This is a genomic window from Pseudomonas sp. R43(2017) (genome assembly GCF_002112345.1).
Lineage (GTDB): Bacteria > Pseudomonadota > Gammaproteobacteria > Pseudomonadales > Pseudomonadaceae > Aquipseudomonas > Aquipseudomonas kribbensis.
Window position 1 is genome coordinate 446,156 of record NZ_NEHJ01000003.1, and the last position, 18,821, is coordinate 464,976.

At 61.6% G+C, this 18,821-nt stretch carries 22 protein-coding genes; 11 read left to right on the forward strand and 11 right to left on the reverse strand.

From position 1 onward, the window contains the following. Positions 1 to 34: 34 nt before the first annotated feature. Complete coding sequence (locus tag CAG02_RS10535; RefSeq protein WP_085710391.1) at positions 35 to 322, forward strand: SelT/SelW/SelH family protein; 288 nt, start codon at positions 35 to 37, stop codon at positions 320 to 322. Here the strand turns inward: CAG02_RS10535 and CAG02_RS10540 are convergent. Together CAG02_RS10540 and CAG02_RS10545 are read right to left on the reverse strand one after the other, a co-directional pair. Beyond that, on the reverse strand, positions 316 to 1,209 hold the full coding sequence (locus CAG02_RS10540) for a DMT family transporter (protein ID WP_085710393.1): 894 nt from the start codon (positions 1,207 to 1,209) through the stop codon (positions 316 to 318). The two genes, CAG02_RS10535 and CAG02_RS10540, sit on opposite strands and share 7 nt — an antisense overlap. A 72-nt stretch (positions 1,210 to 1,281) precedes the next feature. Next, positions 1,282 to 2,046, reverse strand: a complete 765-nt coding sequence (locus tag CAG02_RS10545; RefSeq protein WP_085710394.1) for an AraC family transcriptional regulator — start codon at positions 2,044 to 2,046, stop codon at positions 1,282 to 1,284. A 132-nt stretch (positions 2,047 to 2,178) separates the two neighbouring features. Between CAG02_RS10545 and CAG02_RS10550 the strand changes: the two genes are divergently transcribed. After that, complete coding sequence (locus CAG02_RS10550) at positions 2,179 to 2,994, forward strand: UDP-2,3-diacylglucosamine diphosphatase (protein WP_085710396.1); 816 nt, start codon at positions 2,179 to 2,181, stop codon at positions 2,992 to 2,994. 15 nt (positions 2,995 to 3,009) lie between these two features. Here the strand turns inward: CAG02_RS10550 and CAG02_RS10555 are convergent, their stop codons facing one another. Together CAG02_RS10555 and CAG02_RS10560 are read right to left on the reverse strand one after the other, a co-directional pair. Next, the gene (locus CAG02_RS10555; protein WP_085710397.1) at positions 3,010 to 3,600 is read right to left on the reverse strand and encodes an HD domain-containing protein; all 591 of its coding nucleotides are present in this window, start codon (positions 3,598 to 3,600) and stop codon (positions 3,010 to 3,012) included. 24 nt (positions 3,601 to 3,624) lie between these two features. After that, positions 3,625 to 3,936 carry a DUF962 domain-containing protein gene (locus CAG02_RS10560; RefSeq protein ID WP_085710398.1) on the reverse strand — a complete coding sequence of 104 codons (312 nt, stop codon included), beginning with the start codon at positions 3,934 to 3,936 and terminating at the stop codon, positions 3,625 to 3,627. A gap of 167 nt (positions 3,937 to 4,103) precedes the next feature. On the opposite strand from CAG02_RS10560, the gene CAG02_RS10565 reads away from it, so the two are divergent. Beyond that, positions 4,104 to 5,165 carry an AraC family transcriptional regulator gene (locus CAG02_RS10565; RefSeq protein WP_218189841.1) on the forward strand — a complete coding sequence of 354 codons (1,062 nt, stop codon included), beginning with the start codon at positions 4,104 to 4,106 and terminating at the stop codon, positions 5,163 to 5,165. Here the strand turns inward: CAG02_RS10565 and CAG02_RS10570 are convergent. Beyond that, a complete protein-coding gene (locus tag CAG02_RS10570) occupies positions 5,122 to 6,576 on the reverse strand; it encodes a TrkH family potassium uptake protein (protein WP_085710400.1) in 1,455 nt (484 codons plus the stop codon). The two genes, CAG02_RS10565 and CAG02_RS10570, sit on opposite strands and share 44 nt — an antisense overlap. A 121-nt stretch (positions 6,577 to 6,697) precedes the next feature. On the opposite strand from CAG02_RS10570, the gene CAG02_RS10575 reads away from it, so the two are divergent. Continuing rightward, positions 6,698 to 7,264, forward strand: a complete 567-nt coding sequence (locus CAG02_RS10575) for a nitroreductase family protein (RefSeq protein ID WP_085710402.1) — start codon at positions 6,698 to 6,700, stop codon at positions 7,262 to 7,264. A gap of 14 nt (positions 7,265 to 7,278) precedes the next feature. Here the strand turns inward: CAG02_RS10575 and CAG02_RS10580 are convergent, their stop codons facing one another. From CAG02_RS10580 to CAG02_RS10605, 6 genes are all read right to left on the reverse strand, one after another. Beyond that, positions 7,279 to 8,619 (reverse strand): HAMP domain-containing sensor histidine kinase, encoded by a 1,341-nt coding sequence (locus CAG02_RS10580; RefSeq protein ID WP_085710403.1) that lies wholly within the window; start codon positions 8,617 to 8,619, stop codon positions 7,279 to 7,281. 178 nt (positions 8,620 to 8,797) lie between these two features. Continuing rightward, entirely contained in the window at positions 8,798 to 9,247 is a 450-nt protein-coding gene (locus CAG02_RS10585; RefSeq protein ID WP_085710404.1) for an LTXXQ domain protein, read from the reverse strand. 142 nt (positions 9,248 to 9,389) lie between these two features. Continuing rightward, positions 9,390 to 10,067 (reverse strand): response regulator transcription factor, encoded by a 678-nt coding sequence (locus CAG02_RS10590; protein ID WP_085710405.1) that lies wholly within the window; start codon positions 10,065 to 10,067, stop codon positions 9,390 to 9,392. Positions 10,068 to 10,074: 7 nt separating this feature from the next. Continuing rightward, positions 10,075 to 10,485, reverse strand: coding sequence for a translation initiation factor 2 (locus tag CAG02_RS10595; protein WP_085710407.1), 411 nt, complete (start codon positions 10,483 to 10,485; stop codon positions 10,075 to 10,077). A 109-nt stretch (positions 10,486 to 10,594) separates the two neighbouring features. Continuing rightward, a complete protein-coding gene (locus tag CAG02_RS10600) occupies positions 10,595 to 10,894 on the reverse strand; it encodes a YciI family protein (protein WP_085710408.1) in 300 nt (99 codons plus the stop codon). A gap of 1 nt (position 10,895) precedes the next feature. After that, positions 10,896 to 11,492, reverse strand: coding sequence for a septation protein A (locus CAG02_RS10605; protein ID WP_085710410.1), 597 nt, complete (start codon positions 11,490 to 11,492; stop codon positions 10,896 to 10,898). 87 nt (positions 11,493 to 11,579) lie between these two features. Between CAG02_RS10605 and CAG02_RS10610 the strand changes: the two genes are divergently transcribed. From CAG02_RS10610 to CAG02_RS10640, 7 genes are all read left to right on the forward strand, one after another. Then, positions 11,580 to 12,443, forward strand: coding sequence for a PHP domain-containing protein (locus CAG02_RS10610; RefSeq protein WP_085710411.1), 864 nt, complete (start codon positions 11,580 to 11,582; stop codon positions 12,441 to 12,443). A 13-nt stretch (positions 12,444 to 12,456) separates the two neighbouring features. After that, complete coding sequence (locus tag CAG02_RS10615; RefSeq protein ID WP_096822250.1) at positions 12,457 to 13,086, forward strand: L-threonylcarbamoyladenylate synthase; 630 nt, start codon at positions 12,457 to 12,459, stop codon at positions 13,084 to 13,086. A gap of 120 nt (positions 13,087 to 13,206) precedes the next feature. Beyond that, the gene (locus CAG02_RS10620; RefSeq protein ID WP_170931588.1) at positions 13,207 to 13,905 is read left to right on the forward strand and encodes a ScpA family protein; all 699 of its coding nucleotides are present in this window, start codon (positions 13,207 to 13,209) and stop codon (positions 13,903 to 13,905) included. An 11-nt stretch (positions 13,906 to 13,916) separates the two neighbouring features. Continuing rightward, on the forward strand, positions 13,917 to 14,948 hold the full coding sequence (scpB, locus tag CAG02_RS10625) for an SMC-Scp complex subunit ScpB (RefSeq protein ID WP_085710415.1): 1,032 nt from the start codon (positions 13,917 to 13,919) through the stop codon (positions 14,946 to 14,948). 2 nt (positions 14,949 to 14,950) lie between these two features. Next, the gene (locus tag CAG02_RS10630) at positions 14,951 to 15,142 is read left to right on the forward strand and encodes a DUF1289 domain-containing protein (protein WP_085710416.1); all 192 of its coding nucleotides are present in this window, start codon (positions 14,951 to 14,953) and stop codon (positions 15,140 to 15,142) included. A 155-nt stretch (positions 15,143 to 15,297) separates the two neighbouring features. Then, positions 15,298 to 16,509, forward strand: coding sequence for a 23S rRNA pseudouridine(2605) synthase RluB (gene rluB, locus CAG02_RS10635; RefSeq protein WP_085710417.1), 1,212 nt, complete (start codon positions 15,298 to 15,300; stop codon positions 16,507 to 16,509). A gap of 848 nt (positions 16,510 to 17,357) precedes the next feature. Beyond that, entirely contained in the window at positions 17,358 to 18,770 is a 1,413-nt protein-coding gene (locus CAG02_RS10640; protein WP_085710418.1) for an amino acid permease, read from the forward strand. Positions 18,771 to 18,821: the final 51 nt, after the last annotated feature.

An 18,821-nucleotide genomic window follows, 5' to 3' on the forward strand; every position in this document is an offset into this window, starting at 1 on the left:
AGCGGCGCCCTCTGGCTCAGGAGTTTCAGCGATCATGACCGCGACAAAACCGGAAATCGTCATCACCTATTGCACGCAATGCCAGTGGCTGTTACGCGCCGCATGGCTGGCGCAGGAGCTGCTCAGCACCTTCGGCGATGACCTTGGCAAAGTGTCACTGGCGCCGGGCACCGGCGGCATCTTTCACATCAGCTGCGACGGTGTGCAGATCTGGGAGCGCAAGGCCGACGGTGGTTTCCCCGAAGCCAAGGTGCTCAAGCAACGGGTACGCGACCAGATCGACCCTGACCGCGACCTCGGCCACAACGACCGCACTCAGTGAGACGCGGCCTCGGCCTCCACCGTTTTTTTGCTGGCGCTGCCTGACATCTGGCTCGACACCACGATGGCGACGATGATCAGCGCGCCACCGACCAGCATTCGCAGGGTCGGATTTTCATCGAACAGCAGCCACGCGACGGTAATGCCGTACACCGGCTCCATGGCGAACACCACCGCGGCGGTGCGCGCCTTGATCACCGCAAGGCTGGCAACGAACAGGCTGTGGGCGACGCCGGTGCAGAACACCCCGAGCAGGGCGATCCACAACCAGTCGATGGCGCGGACTTCGCTCAGCTGCGGCGCCGCCACCGGCAGCAGACACAACGCCACCACCACGTTCTGACACAGTGCTGCCTGCACCGCCGGAATGCGCCCGGAACTGGCGCGGTTGGTCAGCGACAGCAGGGAAAACAGCAGGCCGGACAGGATCGCCCAGAGCAATCCGGTAGTCGCACCGCTGGCCAGGTCGAACGCCGGGGTCACCAGCACCAGACCGACACTGACCAGTGCCACCAGAATGATTTCGTTGGCGCGGATACGTTCGCGGAAAATCAACCCTTCGAGAATCACCGTGAAGGCCGGAAAACTGGCGAAACCCAGGGTGGCCACCGCAACACCCGCCACCTTCACCGCAATGAAGAAACTCACCCAGTGGCCGGCCAGCAATACCCCGCTCAGGGCCAGGCGTCGCCAATCCACCGCCTGCAGTTTTTGCCAGCCGTGCTGACTGGCGAAACGGGCGAAAAACGCCAGCGCAAGAACGGCAAACGCGGCCCGTCCAAAGACAATGACCGCCGGGGTTGCGGCGGCGAGTTTGCCGAAGACGCCGGTGAGTCCGAACATCAGTGCGCCGATATGCAGGGCGCCAAGGGCGGTACGGGGAGTCATTGCGGTCCTTTTTCCAAACACCATTTCAGACACACATTGAAGCCTGTAGCGGCCGAAAAGTCTGTCGGCAGACTATCGACTTTTGTCGTCAGCCTCGCGTCGCAATTGTGTAGGAGAGGTCCCGAACTCGCGCAGGACGGCGGCCGAGAACGCACTTTGCGATCCATAACCGACGCGGCTGGCGACTTCACCGATGGGCAGCGTGGTTTCCCGCAACAGCGCGACGGCCTTGTGCAGGCGTCGACTGCGAATGTAGTCCATGGGTGTTTGCCCGCATTCGGCGACGAATCGCGCATGCAATCGGGCGCTGGACAGTCCGGCGACACGCGCCAGATCCGCGACTTGCAGCGGATAGGCCGCGTACTGCTCGATGTGTGCATCGAGTGCCGCGTAGGGCAGGCGACGGTCGCAGACCTCGGCAGGCCGGGCGTGGTTCAGACTCGCCAGCAACAAAACCGCGCCTTGCTGCGCAATCAGCGGATCGTCCACCGGACTGTTCGCCAGCCAATTGACCAGTTGACCTTGTCCGGCATCCAGCGACAGGCGTGCGGTGTTATCCAGCAGACGGCGGCTGGCCTCGGCGTGATCGCCCAGCGAACGGGTCAGCCATTGCTCGTCGGGCACATCCAGTACCAGACAACGGCTGCCATTGGGGCTGCCGCAGGCGTGATGCGCACCGGATGGGATTACCACAAAGCTCTGCTGCAAGACCTGACTGCCGTGCCCTTCGACCTCGAAATCCAGCGCGCCGGACAGGCCGAACACCAGTTGCGCGTGGTCGTGACTGTGAACGATCAGGTCGTGGGTGTAATGGCGCAGGGTCAGGATCGGTTGCATGGCGGTCTCCGGGCGAGCCGCCAGTCTACACCGGCGCGAGAGCGCCGCGTTTGTCACAAGACTGACGCACACCTGTCATGGTCGATTAACCGGGCTCGCGCACAGTGGCGAAAACATCGCAGAGGGTTGCCCATGACCAGCGCCGAGCTCGCCAGACCCAGCCGTAAACAAAGGGTTCGCACCTTGTGGATCTCCGACGTGCACCTGGGCACGCGGGATTGCCAGGCCGAGCATCTGTCGCAATTTCTCAAGGGCTATCACGCCGACAAGATCTACCTGGTCGGCGATATCATCGACGGCTGGAAACTGCGCGGCGGCATGTACTGGCCCCAGGCGCACACCAACGTCATTCGCCGCTTGCTGACCATGAGCAAGCGCGGCACCGAGGTGATCTACGTCACCGGCAACCATGATGAATTCCTGCGGCGCTATTCGAAGCTGATCCTGGGCAATATCCAACTGGTCGACGAGGCGGTGCACGTCACGGCCGATGGCCGGCATTTGCTGGTGATTCACGGTGACCAGTTCGACGTGATCACCCGTTATCACCGTTGGCTGGCCTTTCTCGGCGACTCGGCCTACGAATTCACCCTGACCCTCAACCGCTGGCTCAATCACTGGCGGGCGAAATACGGTTACGGCTACTGGTCGCTGTCGGCCTATCTCAAGCACAAGGTGAAGACCGCAGTGAGCTTCATCAGCGACTTTGAAGAAGCCATCGCCCACGAGTGCGTGAAGCGCGAGTTGCACGGTGTGGTCTGCGGGCACATTCACCACGCCGAGATCCGCAAGGTCGGCGAGGTGGATTACCTCAACTGTGGCGACTGGGTGGAATCGTGCACGGCGCTGATCGAGCACTGGGACGGCACGATCGAGCTGTATCGCCTGGCGGATGCCCAGGCGCGGGAGGCAGAGCTGAAAGCGGCCAAGATTGCCGAGCTGGCCTGAGTTTTTCAAATCAACTCAAGCCGGGGAGTGTTCCTCCATCGCTGCTTTGTAGATGGAGTTTCTCGGCTGGGCGAACAGGCGTTCCATCATCGGTTCGAAGAAGCTCAGCGGCAGGGTGTCGTAGTCCGGGTCGAACGCCGCCGCGTCATATTTCGCGCAAAACTCCGCGGTCGCCTGATACTGCGGATGACCGCTGAACTGCTCGCGCAGGTGCCGATCCATGCCCAGGTGATGGAAGAAGTAATAGCCCTGGAAGATCCCATGCTTTTCCACCATCCACAGATTCTCGGCGCTGACAAACGGCTTGAGAATCGCGGCGGCGATGTCCGGGTGGTTGTAGGAGCCCAGGGTGTCGCCGATGTCGTGGAGCAGGGCGCAGACCACGTATTCCTCGTCGCGCCCGTCGCGATGGGCACGGGTCGCGGTCTGCAGCGAGTGGGTCAGGCGATCCACCGGGAACCCGCCGAAATCACCTTCGAGCAGTTTCAGGTGCGCCATGATCCGGCCCGGCAGCTGACGGGCGTAGGCGCTGAAATCCGCCGCAATGATCGCCCAGTCTTCCTGTGTGCCGTCCTTCATGTGGGTGAAACGGGCAGTGACATTCATCGGCAATTCTCTTGGTCAGGATTTCTAGAACGCCACGCGGCCCAGGATCATGTCGCGGTACATGACGAAGTCGCCCAGCAGGCTGTAGAACGGATGCTGGAAAGTCGCCGGCCGGTTTTTCTCGAAGAAGAAATGGCCGACCCAGGCGAAGCTGTAACCGGCCAGCGGCAGGGCCAGCAACAGCAGCCAGGCGCCCTTGGCGATGGTCATGGCGAGAATGAAGATCACCAGTGTCGTGCCGATGAAATGCAGGCGACGGCAGGTGCTGTTGCTGTGTTCGCTGAGGTAGTACGGATAAAACTCGGCGAAGCTGTTGAAGTGCTTGATGGTTTCCACGACTGCGATCTCTGTGGTTATTGTTCTGATTGCAAGTTGTTCGGCGGGTAGCTTATTTGAGTCTAGAGTGAACAATGGCGCCGGCCAGTGACAATCGGCGCCACTTTACTATCCTTGGGAAATCGGCCGTAGTATGCGGCTCACCATGTCATCCAAGAATAAACGCCATGAGCGAACGTACGACATCTGCAAGCTGGGCGATGGGGATTGTCAAGGCACTGGAAATGGACGGCCTGGATTGTCGGGTTCTGTTCAGGCAGCTGGGGCTTGATTACGCGGCGCTGGAAGATCCGGACGCACGCTTCCCGCAGGATTCCATGACCCGGCTCTGGCAACGGGCGGTCGAGCTGTCCGGCAACCCGGCGATCGGCCTGAACATGGGCAAGGTGGTGCGACCGGCCTCGTTCCATGTTGCGGGCTACGCGCTGATGTCCAGCAACACCCTGGCCGAAGGCTTTCAGCGACTGGTGCGTTATCAGCGGATCATTGCCGAAAGTGCCGACTTGAGTTTTCGTCTGCTCGACGAAGGTTATGCGCTGATTCTGACGGTGCACGGTGATCATCTGCCGCCGACCCGGCAAAGTGCCGAAGCCTCGCTGGCCTGCGCGCTGGCGCTGTGCGGCTGGTTGACCGGGCGCACGTTGCACCCACGCAAAGTGCTGGTGCAGGGCGATGAACCCGATGATCTTGAACCCTACAAACAAGCCTTTCATGCACCGCTGGTATTCAACGCGCCGTATGACGCGCTGATCTTCGAACGTGCCGACATGGAAGCGCCGCTGCCCACCGCCAACGAGGCGATGGCGTTGCTGCACGACCGGTTTGCCGGGGAATATCTGGCGAGGTTTTCCGAAAGTCGCGTGACCCACAAGGCGCGTCAGGTGTTGTGTCGTTTGCTGCCCCAGGGCGAGCCCAAACGCGATACGGTGGCGCAGACGCTGCACCTGTCCCAGCGCACCCTGCAACGGCGTCTGCAGGAGGAGGGCACCAGTTTTCAGCAGTTGCTCGATGACACCCGCCGAGAACTTGCCGAGCAATACCTGGCGCAGCCAAGCATGACCTTGCTGGAAATCGCCTATCTGCTGGGGTTTGCCGACCCGAGCAATTTCTTCCGCGCCTTCCGCCGCTGGTTCGACACCACGCCCGGCGATTACCGGGCGCGCTTGCTCGATGCACCGAACGCGATCAGTGACGCCAGAACGCCGGAATACACAGCACAAACACCGTAATGATCTCCAGCCGGCCGAGCAGCATGCCGAACGACAGAATCCACTTGGCCGCATCCGGCAAGGTCGAGAAGTTGCCCGCCGGCCCGATGGTTTCACCCAGTCCCGGACCCACGCCGGACACGGTGCTGGCGGCGCCGGTCAGCGCCGTCATCCAGTCCACACCGATCAGTGACAGCAGCAGGGCGATCACGCAGATGGTGATGGCGAAGAAAAACGAAAAGGTCAGGATCGACCGCACGATCTCTTCGTCGAGGCGATGGCCGTTGTACTTCTGCTTGATCACCGCGCGCGGGTGAATCAGCTGATTGAGGTTGGCCTTGAGCAGGATATAGGCGACCTGGAAACGGAAGATCTTGATCCCGCCGGCCGTGGAGCCGGAACAGCCACCGACAAAACCCAGGTAGAAGAACAGCATCAGCGAAAAGTTACCCCACATGCTGTAGTCACCCAGGGCAAAACCGGTAGTGGTGACCACCGACGTCACGTTCAGCGCCACGTGGCGCAGGGCGTCCAGCCAGTGCAGGTCGGTAGTCCACCAGTACCAGGTGCCGAGCACCAGCCAGGTCACCAGCAACATGCCGAGCAGACCCTGCACCTGTTGATCCTTGATCAGCGCCCGGCGGTTACCACGCAACGTGGCCACGTACAGGGTGAACGGCAGGCTGCCGAGGATCATCACCACCACCGCGACCCAGTGCACCGCCGGTTGCGTCCACTTGGCCAGGGACTGGTCGGAGGTCGAGAACCCGCCGGTGGAAATCGCTGACATTGCGTGGTTGATCGCGTCGAACGGGCTCATCCCGGCCCACCAGAACGCCAGGCTGCCGAGAATGGTGATGCCGATGTAGGTCACCACGATCAGTCGCGCCACCATGTGCGAACGGGGCATGACCTTTTCCGAGCGGTCCGAGGATTCGGTCTGGAACAGACGCATGCCGCCGATGCGCAGCAGCGGCAGAATCGCCACCGCCATGCCGATGAAGCCGATGCCGCCGAGCCAGTGCAGCAGCGAGCGCCACATCAGGATGCCGGGAGACATGGTGTCCAGGCCGCTGAGAACGGTCGAACCGGTAGCGGTGATGCCGGACATGCTTTCGAAGAACGAGTCGGTGTAGCTGATGTGTTGGGTCAGCAGAAACGGCAGCGCTGCGAAAATGCACACCACCAGCCAGCTAGTGACGGTCAGCAGGTACATATCGCGAGGGCGCAGGTGAATGTGTTCCGGGCGTCCCGGGATCACCAGTGCCAGGCCGGCGACGAAGGTGATCATGCTCGCCCAGAGGAACGACGGCAGATCGCCGGTGCGGTCGAAAATCACCAGGGTGGCCATGGGCACGACCATGGCGATGGCCAGGGTGATCAGGAAGATGCCGATGATGAAACCAATGATCCGTAAGGTCGGCAACGCCATGAAGTCCGCTCGGGCTGATGTGGGAAAGGCGCCATTCTACCTGCGGGGCAAGGCATGTAAACCGACGCGGCCGGATCACTTGCAGCTAGAATAGCCGGACATTTTTTTCAGGAGGTGGCCGATGCAGGCTCTCGACGCTTTGCTCAACCGTGTTTCCGTTCCACGACTGATCGACCCGGCCCCCACCGCCGAACAGCGCGAAGTGCTGTTTGCCGCCGCGACCCGTGCACCGGATCACGGGCATTTGCAGCCGTATCGTTTCCTGACCGTCGAAGGCGCGGCGCGTGAGCAGATGGGCGAGTTGCTGGCCGAAGCGGCGCAGATGCAGGAAGGCGAAGTCACCGAAGCGATGATCGACAAGGCCCGTAACGGCCCGCTGCGGGCGCCGCTGGTGGTCGTGGTCATCGCCACGTTGCAGGATCACGTCAAATACCCGAAGGCCGAGCAGTTGCTGGCCGCAGGCTGTGCCGCCCACGGCATTCTGCTGGCGGCTTACGCGCAGGGCATTGGCGCGGTGTGGCGCACCGGTGATCTGGCTTATTCGAAACATGTCGCCAAGGGTCTGGGCCTGACGGACGACGAAGAGGTGATTGCTTTCCTGTACCTCGGCACGCCGCAGAAAGAACCGCGGGTGGCGGAGAAGGTTGATGTGGCCGAGTTTGTCAGTGCCTGGCCGGGTAAAGCCTGACACTGAAAACCCCGTCAGGGCTGGACAACCGCACCCGGCTCCAGCGGCAACTCAAGACTGGCCACAAACCCGCCCTGCGGGTGATTGGCCAGCACCAGCGTCCCGCCATGGCGCTCCGCCGCCCGCCGGGCGATCGCCAGGCCCAGGCCATGGCCGGCAGCGGTCTGCCCCGGTGCCCGATAAAACGGTTCGCCCAACTGGCTCAAATGCTCGGCCTGCACCCCCGGGCCGTGGTCGCGCACGCTGACCACGATTCGCTCGCCCTGGCGTGAAGCCTGCATTTCGATCGACTGTCCCACCGGGTTGAAGCGCTGGGCATTGCGCAGCAGGTTGTCCACGGCGCGTTCGATCATGGTCGGCCAGCCGGTCAGATTCAGCTGCGGTTCGGCCTCAAGGCGCACGGTCTGCTCCGGCGAACCAAGTTGCGCGTCCTTTTGCAGGGTACCCAGCAGCGCATTCAGATCCACGGCTTCGGCGCTGGCGTTGTCGGCATCGACTCGCGCCAGCACCAGGATTTCACTAATCAATGCTTCCAGCCGATCGCACTCGCGGGTCAGGCGAGGCCAGAGTTTTTCCCGTTCTTCCGGACTCGCCCGTTCGGCCAATGCCAGCGCGATACGCAGCCGTGCCAGCGGGGAGCGCAATTCGTGGGACACGTCGCGCAGCAACTGGCGCTGACTGCCGATCAGGCTTTGCAGACGTGCGCCCATGCGGTTGAAGTCGTTGGCCAGCACACCGAACTCATCACGGCGGTTGGCCAGTTTCGCCAGGCTGTTCTGCTGATAGGTGGTCTGCCCCAGATCGTGCACCGCGCCGCGCAAGCGGTTGAGCGGGCGAGTGATGGAGAGTGTCACCAAAAGGCTGAACAGCGTCAGCACCACCAGCGCAATGCCCAGGGCACTCAACGGCCAGAGCAGACTTTCGCGGTGCCAGGCGTCGAGTTCCGGGTGCGGGATGCGGTAGATGAACAGGTAGGTGTCACCGGTCTTTTCGCTGGTGAACTCATCGGTCAGGCGCCGCCACGGCAGGCGTCGGTCGTCGTTGTTCTGTCGTGCCTCGAAGGCGGCCGCGCGGCGGGGGAAGGTGCCGCGCACTACCGGGTCGCCGCTCTCGTTCAGCACCTGAACGTCGATGTGATACTGGCGTTTGCGCTGCTGGAGGATGTCCTGAGCGGCGTCCTCGCCCTGGGATTCGTAGGTCTGCGTCCAGTCCGCAGCCAGCGTATTGAGCCCCGGATGGCGGCTGAGGATCCATGCGTCCTGATTGAGCATGTGCCCCAGCAGAATGGAAAGCCCCGCAACCAGAGCGATGGCCAGCCAGAAGCTCGCGAGAATACGCCAGAACAATGAACGCACAGAAAATCCTCAATCAAAAACAAATCCAATGTGGGAGCGGGCTTGCTCGCGAATGCGGTGTGTCAGTCACCGATGATGTCGACTGACACTCCCTCTTCGCGAGCAAGCCCGCTCCCACATCTGAATTGAGTGGCAACAGATCCGACGGTGTTTAGCCGTCGGATCCGAAGTTACTGCATTATTGCGCCTTTTGCGGCTGTTGCGCTTTCCAGGCCTTGAACTCGGCCCATTCAGCACGACGCTCGGCCTGTTTCTTCTGGATCTCGTCGAATTTCTTCTGTTGATCCGGTTTCAGCACGGCGCGGACATCGGATTCGGCTTTCTTGTGGTTGGCCGCCATCTCGTCCTTCATTGCCTGTTGATCGGCAGGCGAGAGTTTCGACAGGTATTTCTCGACCGTCTGCTTACGTTCGTGCATCTGCTCGCCCATGATCTTGCGGATCTGCTCGCGCTGTTCACGGGAGAGGTCCAGCTGGCTGTACGGGCCTTTGCCGTGCATGCGGTGCATCTGACCGCCGTGGCTCCAGCCGCCGTCCGGCCCACCCATCGGGCCACCATCTTGCGGCACGGCCATGGCGACGGTTGGCAGAGCGGCAGCGAACATCAGAGCGATAAGAGTCTTGCGCATGGTGTATCTCCTTGTCTCGTTCCCGGTACGTTCCGGATGAGTACAGATTACGGAGATCAAGGTCAGCGGCGGTCAGCGCTGGGTAAAGCTTGGGTAAAGACGCTTTGTCATCGAACTGACAAAGCGTCCGCGTGCGGGGGATTCAGAGGCTGTAATAGTAGCCCCGGCTGCGCAGGGCCACGATGCGCGGGCGGCCGTCGGCGTGGGGGCCGATCTTCTTGCGCAGGTTGCTGACGTGCATGTCCAGGCTGCGGTCGTACAGTGTCAGCTTGCGGCCGAGGGCGATCTGCGCCAGTTCCTGTTTGTCCAGCGGCTCGCCCGGCTGCTTGAGCAGCGCTTCGAGCAGGCGACTCTCGGAAACGGTAAGGGTGAATTCCTTTTCGTCGATGCTGACCACGCCACGTACCGGGCTGAAGCTCAAATCGCCCAGTTCGAGCTGGGTCGACACGGCGGCCGGATGACTGCGGCGCAGTACGGCGCGCAGGCGGGCGGTGAGTTCTCGCGGATCGCAGGGTTTGGCCAGGTAATCGTCGGCGCCCAGTTCCAGGCCGAGGATCCGGTCCAGCGGTTCGCCACGGGCCGAAAGCATCACCACCGGCAGGTCGGCGTGTTCACTGCGCAATTGCTTGAGCAGTTCCAGACCGCTGCCATCGGGCAACATTACGTCCAGCACCACCGCGGCGGGGGCGGATTCGGCCAAAGCCTTGCGGGCGCTCTGGCCGTCGTGGCACGCACGGACCTGAAAGCCTTCCTGGCTCAGCCAACTGCTCAGAAGCTCACACAGCTCCTGGTCATCATCAATCAGTAACAGCTCGCTCATGACTCACTCAATTTAGCCATTGTCGACGTTTTCGACTTGCACCACTGGCAAAGATACCGCAGAGCAGGGCCAATAGCGCTACCCCGGCGCCGGTGACGAACCATTGCTGCTGTTCGGTCAGCAGGCGCGGCAGCGGGCTGGCCTGGGCTTCCTTGAGTTGCAGCTTCAGACGCTGGTTCTCCTGGCGCAACCGGGCAAGCTGGGCGCTTTCGCGGGTGTTATCGGCATTCTGCAGTTGTTTGCTCAGTTCTTCCCGCTGCTGCTCGCTGGCTTTCAGGCGCTGCTGCAACTCGGTGATCTGGCTGCCGGCGCTCAACGACAGCGGCGTGGAATTGCCGCTTTCGGTGCTTTCTTCACCATGGGCGGGCGCCATGATCGACAACGTGACCAGCATCAGACACAACGGACCCTTGCGCATCGCGACTCCTGTTACCAAATGGATATTGGGCAGGTTGTCGGCCGGCAAACGAGAATAATGAGCGATTGAGAACGCGATGAACCGACAAGGTTCATCGCGTGGGGAAGGATTACGGCAGGACTTGCTTGAACGGCTTCACGACAACACTGGCGTAGACGCCGGCGGCGATGTACGGATCGGCGTCGGCCCAGGCCTGCGCGGCGCTCAGGGAATCGAATTCGGCAACGATCAGGCTGCCGGTGAAACCCGCTGAGCCCGGATCATTGCTGTCGACCGCCGGGTGTGGGCCGGCCAGGACGATGCGGCCTTCGCCCTTGAGCACTTGCAGGCGTTCAAGGTGGGCCGGGCGGGCGGCGAGGCGCGCGTCCAGGGAGTTGGCGACGTCGGTGGCAATGATTGCGTAGAGCATGTCAGTCCTCGGTTTTTGGTGTTGTGGTATCGGCGTCGTGCAGGTGACGGGACAGGTAGATGCCCTGGGCGACCAGGAACAGCACGGTCAGGCCCAGGCTGCCGAACACCTTGAAGTCCACCCAGTAGTCCTGGAAGGTGAACGCGACGAACAGGTTGGCGGCGCCGCAGAACAGGAAGAAGCCGATCCAGGCGATGTTCAAACGCGTCCAGACGGCGTCCGGCAGGGTCAGTGCATGGCCCATGATGCGCTTGATCAACAGGCGGTCACCGATGAAGTGGCTGCCGATGAAGGCCAGGGCGAACAGCCAGTTGACCACCGGGGCTTTCCACTTCAGGAAGGTTTCGCTGTGGAAGGCCAGGGTCAGGCTGCCGAACACGAGGCAGGCGATCAGGGTCAGCCACTGGCTCTTTTCCAGCTTGCGCTGCTTGATGAAGAGCGCGCCATAGACCACCAGGGAGCTGATGATCAGCACGGCGGTGGCGCTGTAGATGCCGCCTACGGTCAACTCATGGCCGGCAACGTCGACGGTGCGTGGATCGAGTTTGTAGACGATGAAAAACAGCAGAAGCGGGATGAAATCGATGAATTGTTTCACAGTGAGAGCCAGAAGCTGGATGTGGCGGCATAATAACAAACATATGGGCGCGCGATAGCGCCAGCTGATTTGAGGTTACACATCCCCGTGAATGTTGATTTGCACTGCCACAGCACGGCCTCCGATGGCGCCCTGGCGCCTGCGGCACTGGTTGCGCGTGCGTTCGAAAACGGCGTGCGAGTCCTGGCCCTGACCGATCATGACACCCTCGAAGGCCTTGCCGAAGCGCGTACGGCCGCCGAAGCGCTGGGCATGCAACTGGTCAACGGCGTCGAACTGTCCTGCACCTGGGGCGGCGCGACCATTCATGTGCTGGGCTACGGTTTTGACGTCAACGCCGCGCCGTTGGTCGAGGCCATCGCCAGTCTGCACGATGGCCGCTGGCTGCGGTCTGAAGAAATAAGCCGCAAGCTCGCCCTCAAGGGCATGCCCGGCGCGCTCGACGGCGCGCGGCAGATCCAGCAGGAACTGGGCGACAGCGGCAATGCCCCGGCCCGTCCGCATTTCGCCGACTGGATGGTGCGTGAGGGTTTTGTAAAGGATCGCGCCGAGGCGTTTCGCAAATGGCTCGGCGCCGGCAAGCTGGGGGACGTCAAGCAACACTGGCCGACCCTCGAAGACACCGTCGGCACGCTGCGCGCCGCCGGGGCCTGGGTCAGCCTGGCGCATCCCTGGCACTACGATTTCACGCGCAGCAAGCGCCGAAAGCTGATTGCCGACTATATTCAAGCGGGCGGACAGGCGCTCGAGGTGGTCAACGGCCATCAGCCTGCGGAACAGGTGGGCAGCCTGGCGATCCTTGCCCGTGAGTTCGGTCTGCTGGTCACTGCCGGCAGTGATTTTCATGGCCCTGGAGGCTGGTCGGAGATCGGCCAGTACCGGCCGCTCCCTGAGGACCTTCCACCCCTGTGGTGTCGGTTCAAACATGACACAGTTATTGCCGCCGTCTGAACAGGTAGAGAATGTGAGTCAATTTTTCCAGATCCATCCGGAAAACCCGCAAGCGCGCCTGATCAAACAGGCCGTCGAGATCATCCGCAAGGGCGGGGTGGTGGTCTATCCAACGGACTCTTCCTACGCAATCGGCTGCCAGATCGGCGACAAGAACGGTATCGAGCGCGTTCGACGCCTGCGTCAGCTCGACGAAAAGCACAACTTCGCGCTGATCTGCAGCGACCTGTCGCAACTGGGCAATTACGCCAAGATCGACACCGGCACCTTCCGTATTCTGAAAGCCCACCTGCCGGGTCCTTACACCTTCATTCTCAACGCCACCCGCGAAGTGCCCCGGCTGTTGCTGCATCCGAAGAAACGCACCATCGGCCTGCGCGTGCCTAGCCACCCGATTGCCCTGGCGCTGCTGGCCGAACTGGGCGAACCGCTGATGAGCGTGACCCTGATCATGCCCGGCGATGAAGATCCGCTGAGCGATCCGTACGAAATGCGTCAGTTGCTGGAGCATCAGGTGGACCTGATCATCGACGGCGGTTTCGGCGGTATCAAAGCGTCGACCGTGATCGACCTGACCGGCGACGATCCGGAAGTGGTCCGCGTCGGTTGCGGCGATCCTGCGCCGTTCATGGTCGAGGCCTGAATGTCCGCAGTAGAAACCGTTGATCCCCAGGCCGGTGCCCAGCAGGAACTGCCGTTTGCCATGGTCTATGGCCAGGCCGTCACGGAAATGCCGCTGGACCTGTACATCCCGCCGGACGCCCTGGAAGTCTTCCTCGAAGCCTTCGAAGGACCGCTCGACCTGCTGCTGTACCTGATCCGAAAACAGAACATCAACATCCTCGACATCCCGGTGGCGGAAATCACCCGCCAGTACATGGGCTATGTCGAGCTGATGCAGTCGGTGCGCCTGGAACTGGCCGCCGAATACCTGGTGATGGCCGCGATGCTGGCCGAGATCAAGTCGCGGATGCTGTTGCCCCGGGCCGAGACCGTCGAAGAGGAAGAGGAAGACCCGCGGGCCGAACTGATCCGCCGCCTGCAGGAATACGAACGCTTCAAGGCCGCCGCCGAGGGCATCGATGGCCTGAGCCGGGTCGGTCGCGATGTGATCGTGCCCAAGCTCGACGCGCCGCAGGTCACGGTGCGCAAGTTGCTGCCGGATGTGGCGCTGGAAGAAATCCTGATGTCCATGGCCGAAGTGCTGCGCCGTGGCGACATGTTTGAAAGCCACCAAGTCAGCCGCGAGGCACTGTCCACCCGCGAACGTATGAGCGATGTGCTGGAACGGCTCAAGGGCGGCGGGTTTGTGCCGTTCGTCGAGCTGTTCACCGCCGAGGAAGGCCGGCTCGGTGTGGTGGTGACCTTCATGGCGATCCTTGAACTGGTCAAGGAATCGCTGGTGGAGCTGGTGCAGAATGAGCCGTTCGCCGCGATCCACGTGCGAGCCCGAGTCGAATAACGAGTCCGAACATGAACCTGAGTGAACCCCGCGAGCTGGCGCCCCTGCTTGAAGCCTTTCTGTTGGCCTCGGGAAAGCCGCAAACCCTTGAACGCCTGTACGAGTTGTTCGAGGAAGGCGAACGGCCGGAGCCGCCGGTCTTCAAGAAAGCCCTGACCCTGCTCGGCAAGTCCTGCGAGGGGCGGGCGTTCGAACTCGTGGAGGTCGCGTCCGGCTATCGTCTGCAGATTCGCGAGAAGTTCGCGCCATGGGTTGGCCGACTATGGGAAGAACGCCCGCAGCGTTATTCCCGGGCCCTGCTGGAAACCATGGCGCTGATCGCCTATCGCCAGCCGATCACCCGTGGCGAAATCGAAGACGTGCGGGGCGTGGCGGTCAACACCAACATCGTCAAGACACTGATGGAGCGCGAGTGGATCCGCGTCGTCGGCTACCGCGACGTGCCGGGCAAACCGGCGATGTTCGCCACCACCAAGCTGTTCCTCGATCATTTCAACCTCAAGAGCCTCGACGAATTGCCGCCGCTGGCGGAGTTGCGCGAGATCGAGCCGGATCCGGTGCTCGACTTCGACGACGCGCCAGTGCCACCGGGCCTGCAAGAGCTGGCCGATGCCAGCGCCGAGCCGGAAGAGCCGAAGGAGGAAACCAGTTTCCACACGTTGCTGCTGGAACTGGACAGCATGGAGGAGGGGATCAAGACCGACTTCGACGATTTGCTGCGTGATGTTGCGGATGGCGAGCCGATGCCGTCCGGGTTTGAGTCCGATCCGGTCGAGCCGCCAGCCGACATTGAGTTCGAAGCAGAGCCGGAGGTCGATTTTGAGCCTGAGTCGGAATTTGAGCCTGAGTTTGAGTCCGAGCCTGAGCAGGAAGACGATGTCCTCGGCGTGGCCGAAGCCCGGGAAAAACTGCTGGCCGCCGTTGCCCGTCTCGAACAACCCGCACCAGAACCTGCCGCAGAGGAAGAACTGAGCGAAGAAGAAGCCGAAGCCCGCGCCCTGGCCGAGGCCATCGAAGCCGAACGCCGCGAGTTCGAAGATTGAGCATGAGCTCGACCAAGGACCCGTGCATCAGCCTCTGCAAGTTCAGCGATGACATCTGCCTCGGCTGCGGGCGCAGCAAGCGCGAGATCAGGGCCTGGAAGAAACTCGACAAGGACGACAAGCGCACGGTGCTGGCCGAAGCCGCGCTGCGCCTGATCAAGCTCGGCGCCACCGGTCGGCGGAAAAAGAAATAACCTTGTCTTGATCGACTAGTCTCTGATGCGCGAACGAACACATCCGCGTATGATTCGCGACCCTTCGGCGATCCCTTCGCCCGAAAACCCAGATTTCAATGCTTCGGCAGGCCCGATCCAGAGCCGCTGAACAGATCACACCGGGAGGTGCACAGATGAGTGACAACCAGAAAGACGACCAGGAAATCGGTCCAGCAGGCGAAAAACTGCAGAAAGTCCTCGCCCGTATCGGCGTCGGCTCGCGCCGTGACGTGGAAGCGTGGATCAGCCAGGGCCGGATCAAGGTCAACGGCGCAGAGGCGACCCTCGGTCTGCGCGTCGACATGCACGACGCCATTACCATCGATGGCAAGGTCATCAAGCGCGAAGAGGCCGCCGAGTCGGTCCGTCGCGTGATCATGTACAACAAGCCCGATGGCGAGATCTGCACCCGTGACGACCCGGAAGGCCGTCCGACCGTGTTCGACAAGCTGCCGCGTCCGAAAGAAGGTCGCTGGATCAACATCGGCCGTCTCGACATCAACACCACCGGTCTGCTGATGTTCACCACCGACGGTGAGCTGGCCAACCGCCTGATGCACCCGTCCTACGAGATGGACCGTGAGTACGCAGTCCGTGTTCGCGGCGAAGTCGATGACGAGATGATCGAGCGCCTGAAGGCCGGCGTTGTGCTGGAAGACGGCCCGGCGCGTTTCACCGACATTCAACAGGCACCGGGCGGCGAAGGCTTCAACCACTGGTATCACTGCGTGGTGATGGAAGGTCGCAACCGTGAAGTGCGTCGTCTGTGGGAATCCCAGGGCCTGGTGGTCAGCCGCCTGAAGCGCGTGCGTTTCGGTCCGGTGTTTCTCAACTCCGACCTGCCGATGGGCCGCTGGCGCGAAATGAGCCAGTACGAAGTCGACGTGCTGAGCGCCGAAGTCGGCCTGACCCCGGTGGCCATGCCGCAACTGAACGCCAAGAGCAAAGACAAGCTCGACCGCATGCAGCGCAAGTCGTCGCGCCCGATGCCTCGCACCGAGCGCGTGCGTACCTTGCGTCCGGCCAACGGCGCACCGGCGGCTGCCGGCCCGCGTACCGTGCGTGAGCCGCAGATCGAAGGCGAACGTCCGGGTCGCAAGCCGGCAGCGCGTCCGGATGGCGAACGCGCTCCGCGCGGCCGCACCGAGCGCGGTGAAGGTCGTGCACCGGCTGGTCGTGGTACGCCAGTGGCGGATCGTCCAGCCGAGACCAAGCGTCCGGCCAAGCCTGCGCCGAAGCGTCCAGGCATCAAACTGGCGGACGATGACAAGCCGTCGGGCAAGCGTCGCGGTGCCCCGGCCGGTTCCGGCCAGCGCCCGGGTTTCGGTCGCAAGAAGCCGGAATAAGGCAGTTGTAAGCGTCGAGCGGTAAGCTTCAAGCGGAAAACAGAAACGCCAACCTCAGGGTTGGCGTTTTTTTTTGGACTTTTTATTTCTTTTTTTGGGGTGTTTTTTTCTTGTTTTAAAACAAAAAAATTGACGTCTTTCAGATAGTTAGCCAGCTAACGTCAAACATCGGTCTCGGGTTCGATGGGTCTGTAGTGGAAACTTTACGTTACGCGATGTCAGTGAATGTTTACGGAAAAGCCCGCGAAGTCCCGTGAATCGTGCGCCTCTGCCAGGCTGTAAGGAAAATCTGCCGAAGCCCCGTCCCCCGGGCCTGGCGCAGGGCTCTGGCATGCTTGTTTCAGGTTCGATTGAGAGGTGAGATGCGCCCCATGCCTGTCGTGCAGGTGCATAACAAGAAGGAGGCGCAATGAACGCCGATATCCAATTTCACTTCTCCACGTGGGGCGGATTTTCCATCCTCCACGCCGATGGCCTGCAAAGGCCTGACTCAATTTTTGCAGCCGCCCGGGCCTCTCGGGGCGGGCACGCGCAATCCCGGCAACCGACACGCTGATCCAGCGGGGTCTGGCAGCAGGGGGTTAGCGGTGTACAATGCGCCGCGTTTTAACTGTGACCCTCTGCGTAATCGCGCAAACCTCAAGGATTATCCGCCTTGTTCACTCCGCCGCGTCACAAGCGTGTTGGGTTCGATTTCGTCACAGATAAAAACAAACAGGTGACGCATGACCGTTGTAAGAAAGCTGAATTCCTGGTGCCTGCGCTGGGGTTTGATCAAGGTTGGTTGAAATCGCAACCTTGCAGCAACGTCTACTGAACATCATCAAACCTTGCGTGAGACCTTTTTCATGAGTGGACAAAACTCGCAATCAGGCGAGCTGAAACGCGGCCTGAAAAATCGCCATATTCAACTGATCGCCCTCGGTGGCGCGATCGGTACCGGATTGTTCCTCGGCTCGGCCGGGGTGTTGAAATCCGCCGGCCCGTCGATGATCCTCGGCTATGCCATCTGCGGCTTCATCGCTTTCATGATCATGCGCCAGCTCGGCGAGATGATCGTCGAAGAGCCGGTGGCCGGTTCCTTCAGCCACTTTGCGCACAAGTACTGGGGTGGTTTCGCCGGTTTCCTGTCGGGCTGGAACTGCTGGATCCTGTACATCCTGGTGGGCATGTCGGAGCTGACCGCGGTCGGCAAGTACATCCACTACTGGGCGCCGGACATTCCGAGCTGGGTCACCGCGGCAGCGTTCTTCCTGTTGATCAACGCGATCAACCTGGCCAACGTCAAAGTCTTCGGTGAAGCCGAATTCTGGTTCGCGATCATCAAGGTCGTGGCGATCGTCGGCATGATTGCCTTGGGGAGCTACCTGTTGGTCAGCGGTCACGGCGGCCCGCAGGCGTCGGTGAGCAACCTGTGGTCTCACGGCGGCTTCTTCCCGAACGGCGTCAGCGGTCTGGTGATGGCCATGGCGATCATCATGTTTTCCTTCGGCGGTCTGGAAATGCTCGGTTTCACCGCAGCCGAGGCCGACAAGCCGAAAACCGTGATCCCGAAAGCGATCAACCAGGTGATCTACCGGATCCTGATTTTCTACATCGGCGCACTGGTGATCCTGCTGTCGTTGACCCCGTGGGACAGCCTGCTGGAAACCCTCAACGCGTCGGGCGACTCCTACAGCGGCAGCCCGTTCGTGCAGGTGTTCTCGATGCTCGGCAGCAACACCGCGGCGCACATCCTCAACTTCGTGGTCCTGACGGCGGCATTGTCGGTGTACAACAGCGGCACCTACTGCAACAGCCGCATGCTGCTGGGCATGGCCGAGCAAGGTGATGCACCGAAAGGTCTGGCGAAAATCGACAAGCGCGGCGTGCCGGTGCGTTCGATTCTGGCTTCGGCAGCGGTAACGCTGGTGGCTGTGCTGCTCAACTACCTGATGCCGCAGCACGCGCTGGAATTGCTGATGTCGCTGGTGGTTGCAACGCTGGTAATCAACTGGGCGATGATCAGCTTCTCGCACTTCAAGTTCCGCCAGCACATGAACAAGACCAACCAGACGCCGCTGTTCAAGGCGCTGTGGTACCCGTACGGCAACTACATCTGCCTGGCGTTCGTGGCGTTCATCCTCGGCGTGATGCTGCTGATCCCGGGCATCCAGATCTCGGTGTATGCGATTCCGGTGTGGGTCGTGTTCATGTGGGTCTGCTACGTGATCAAGAACAAGCGTGGTGCGCAGCCTGTAGTGCCTGCAACCGCGAAATAACGCCGCAAGCAAAAACAACAAACCCGGCCGATGTGCCGGGTTTGTTGTTTT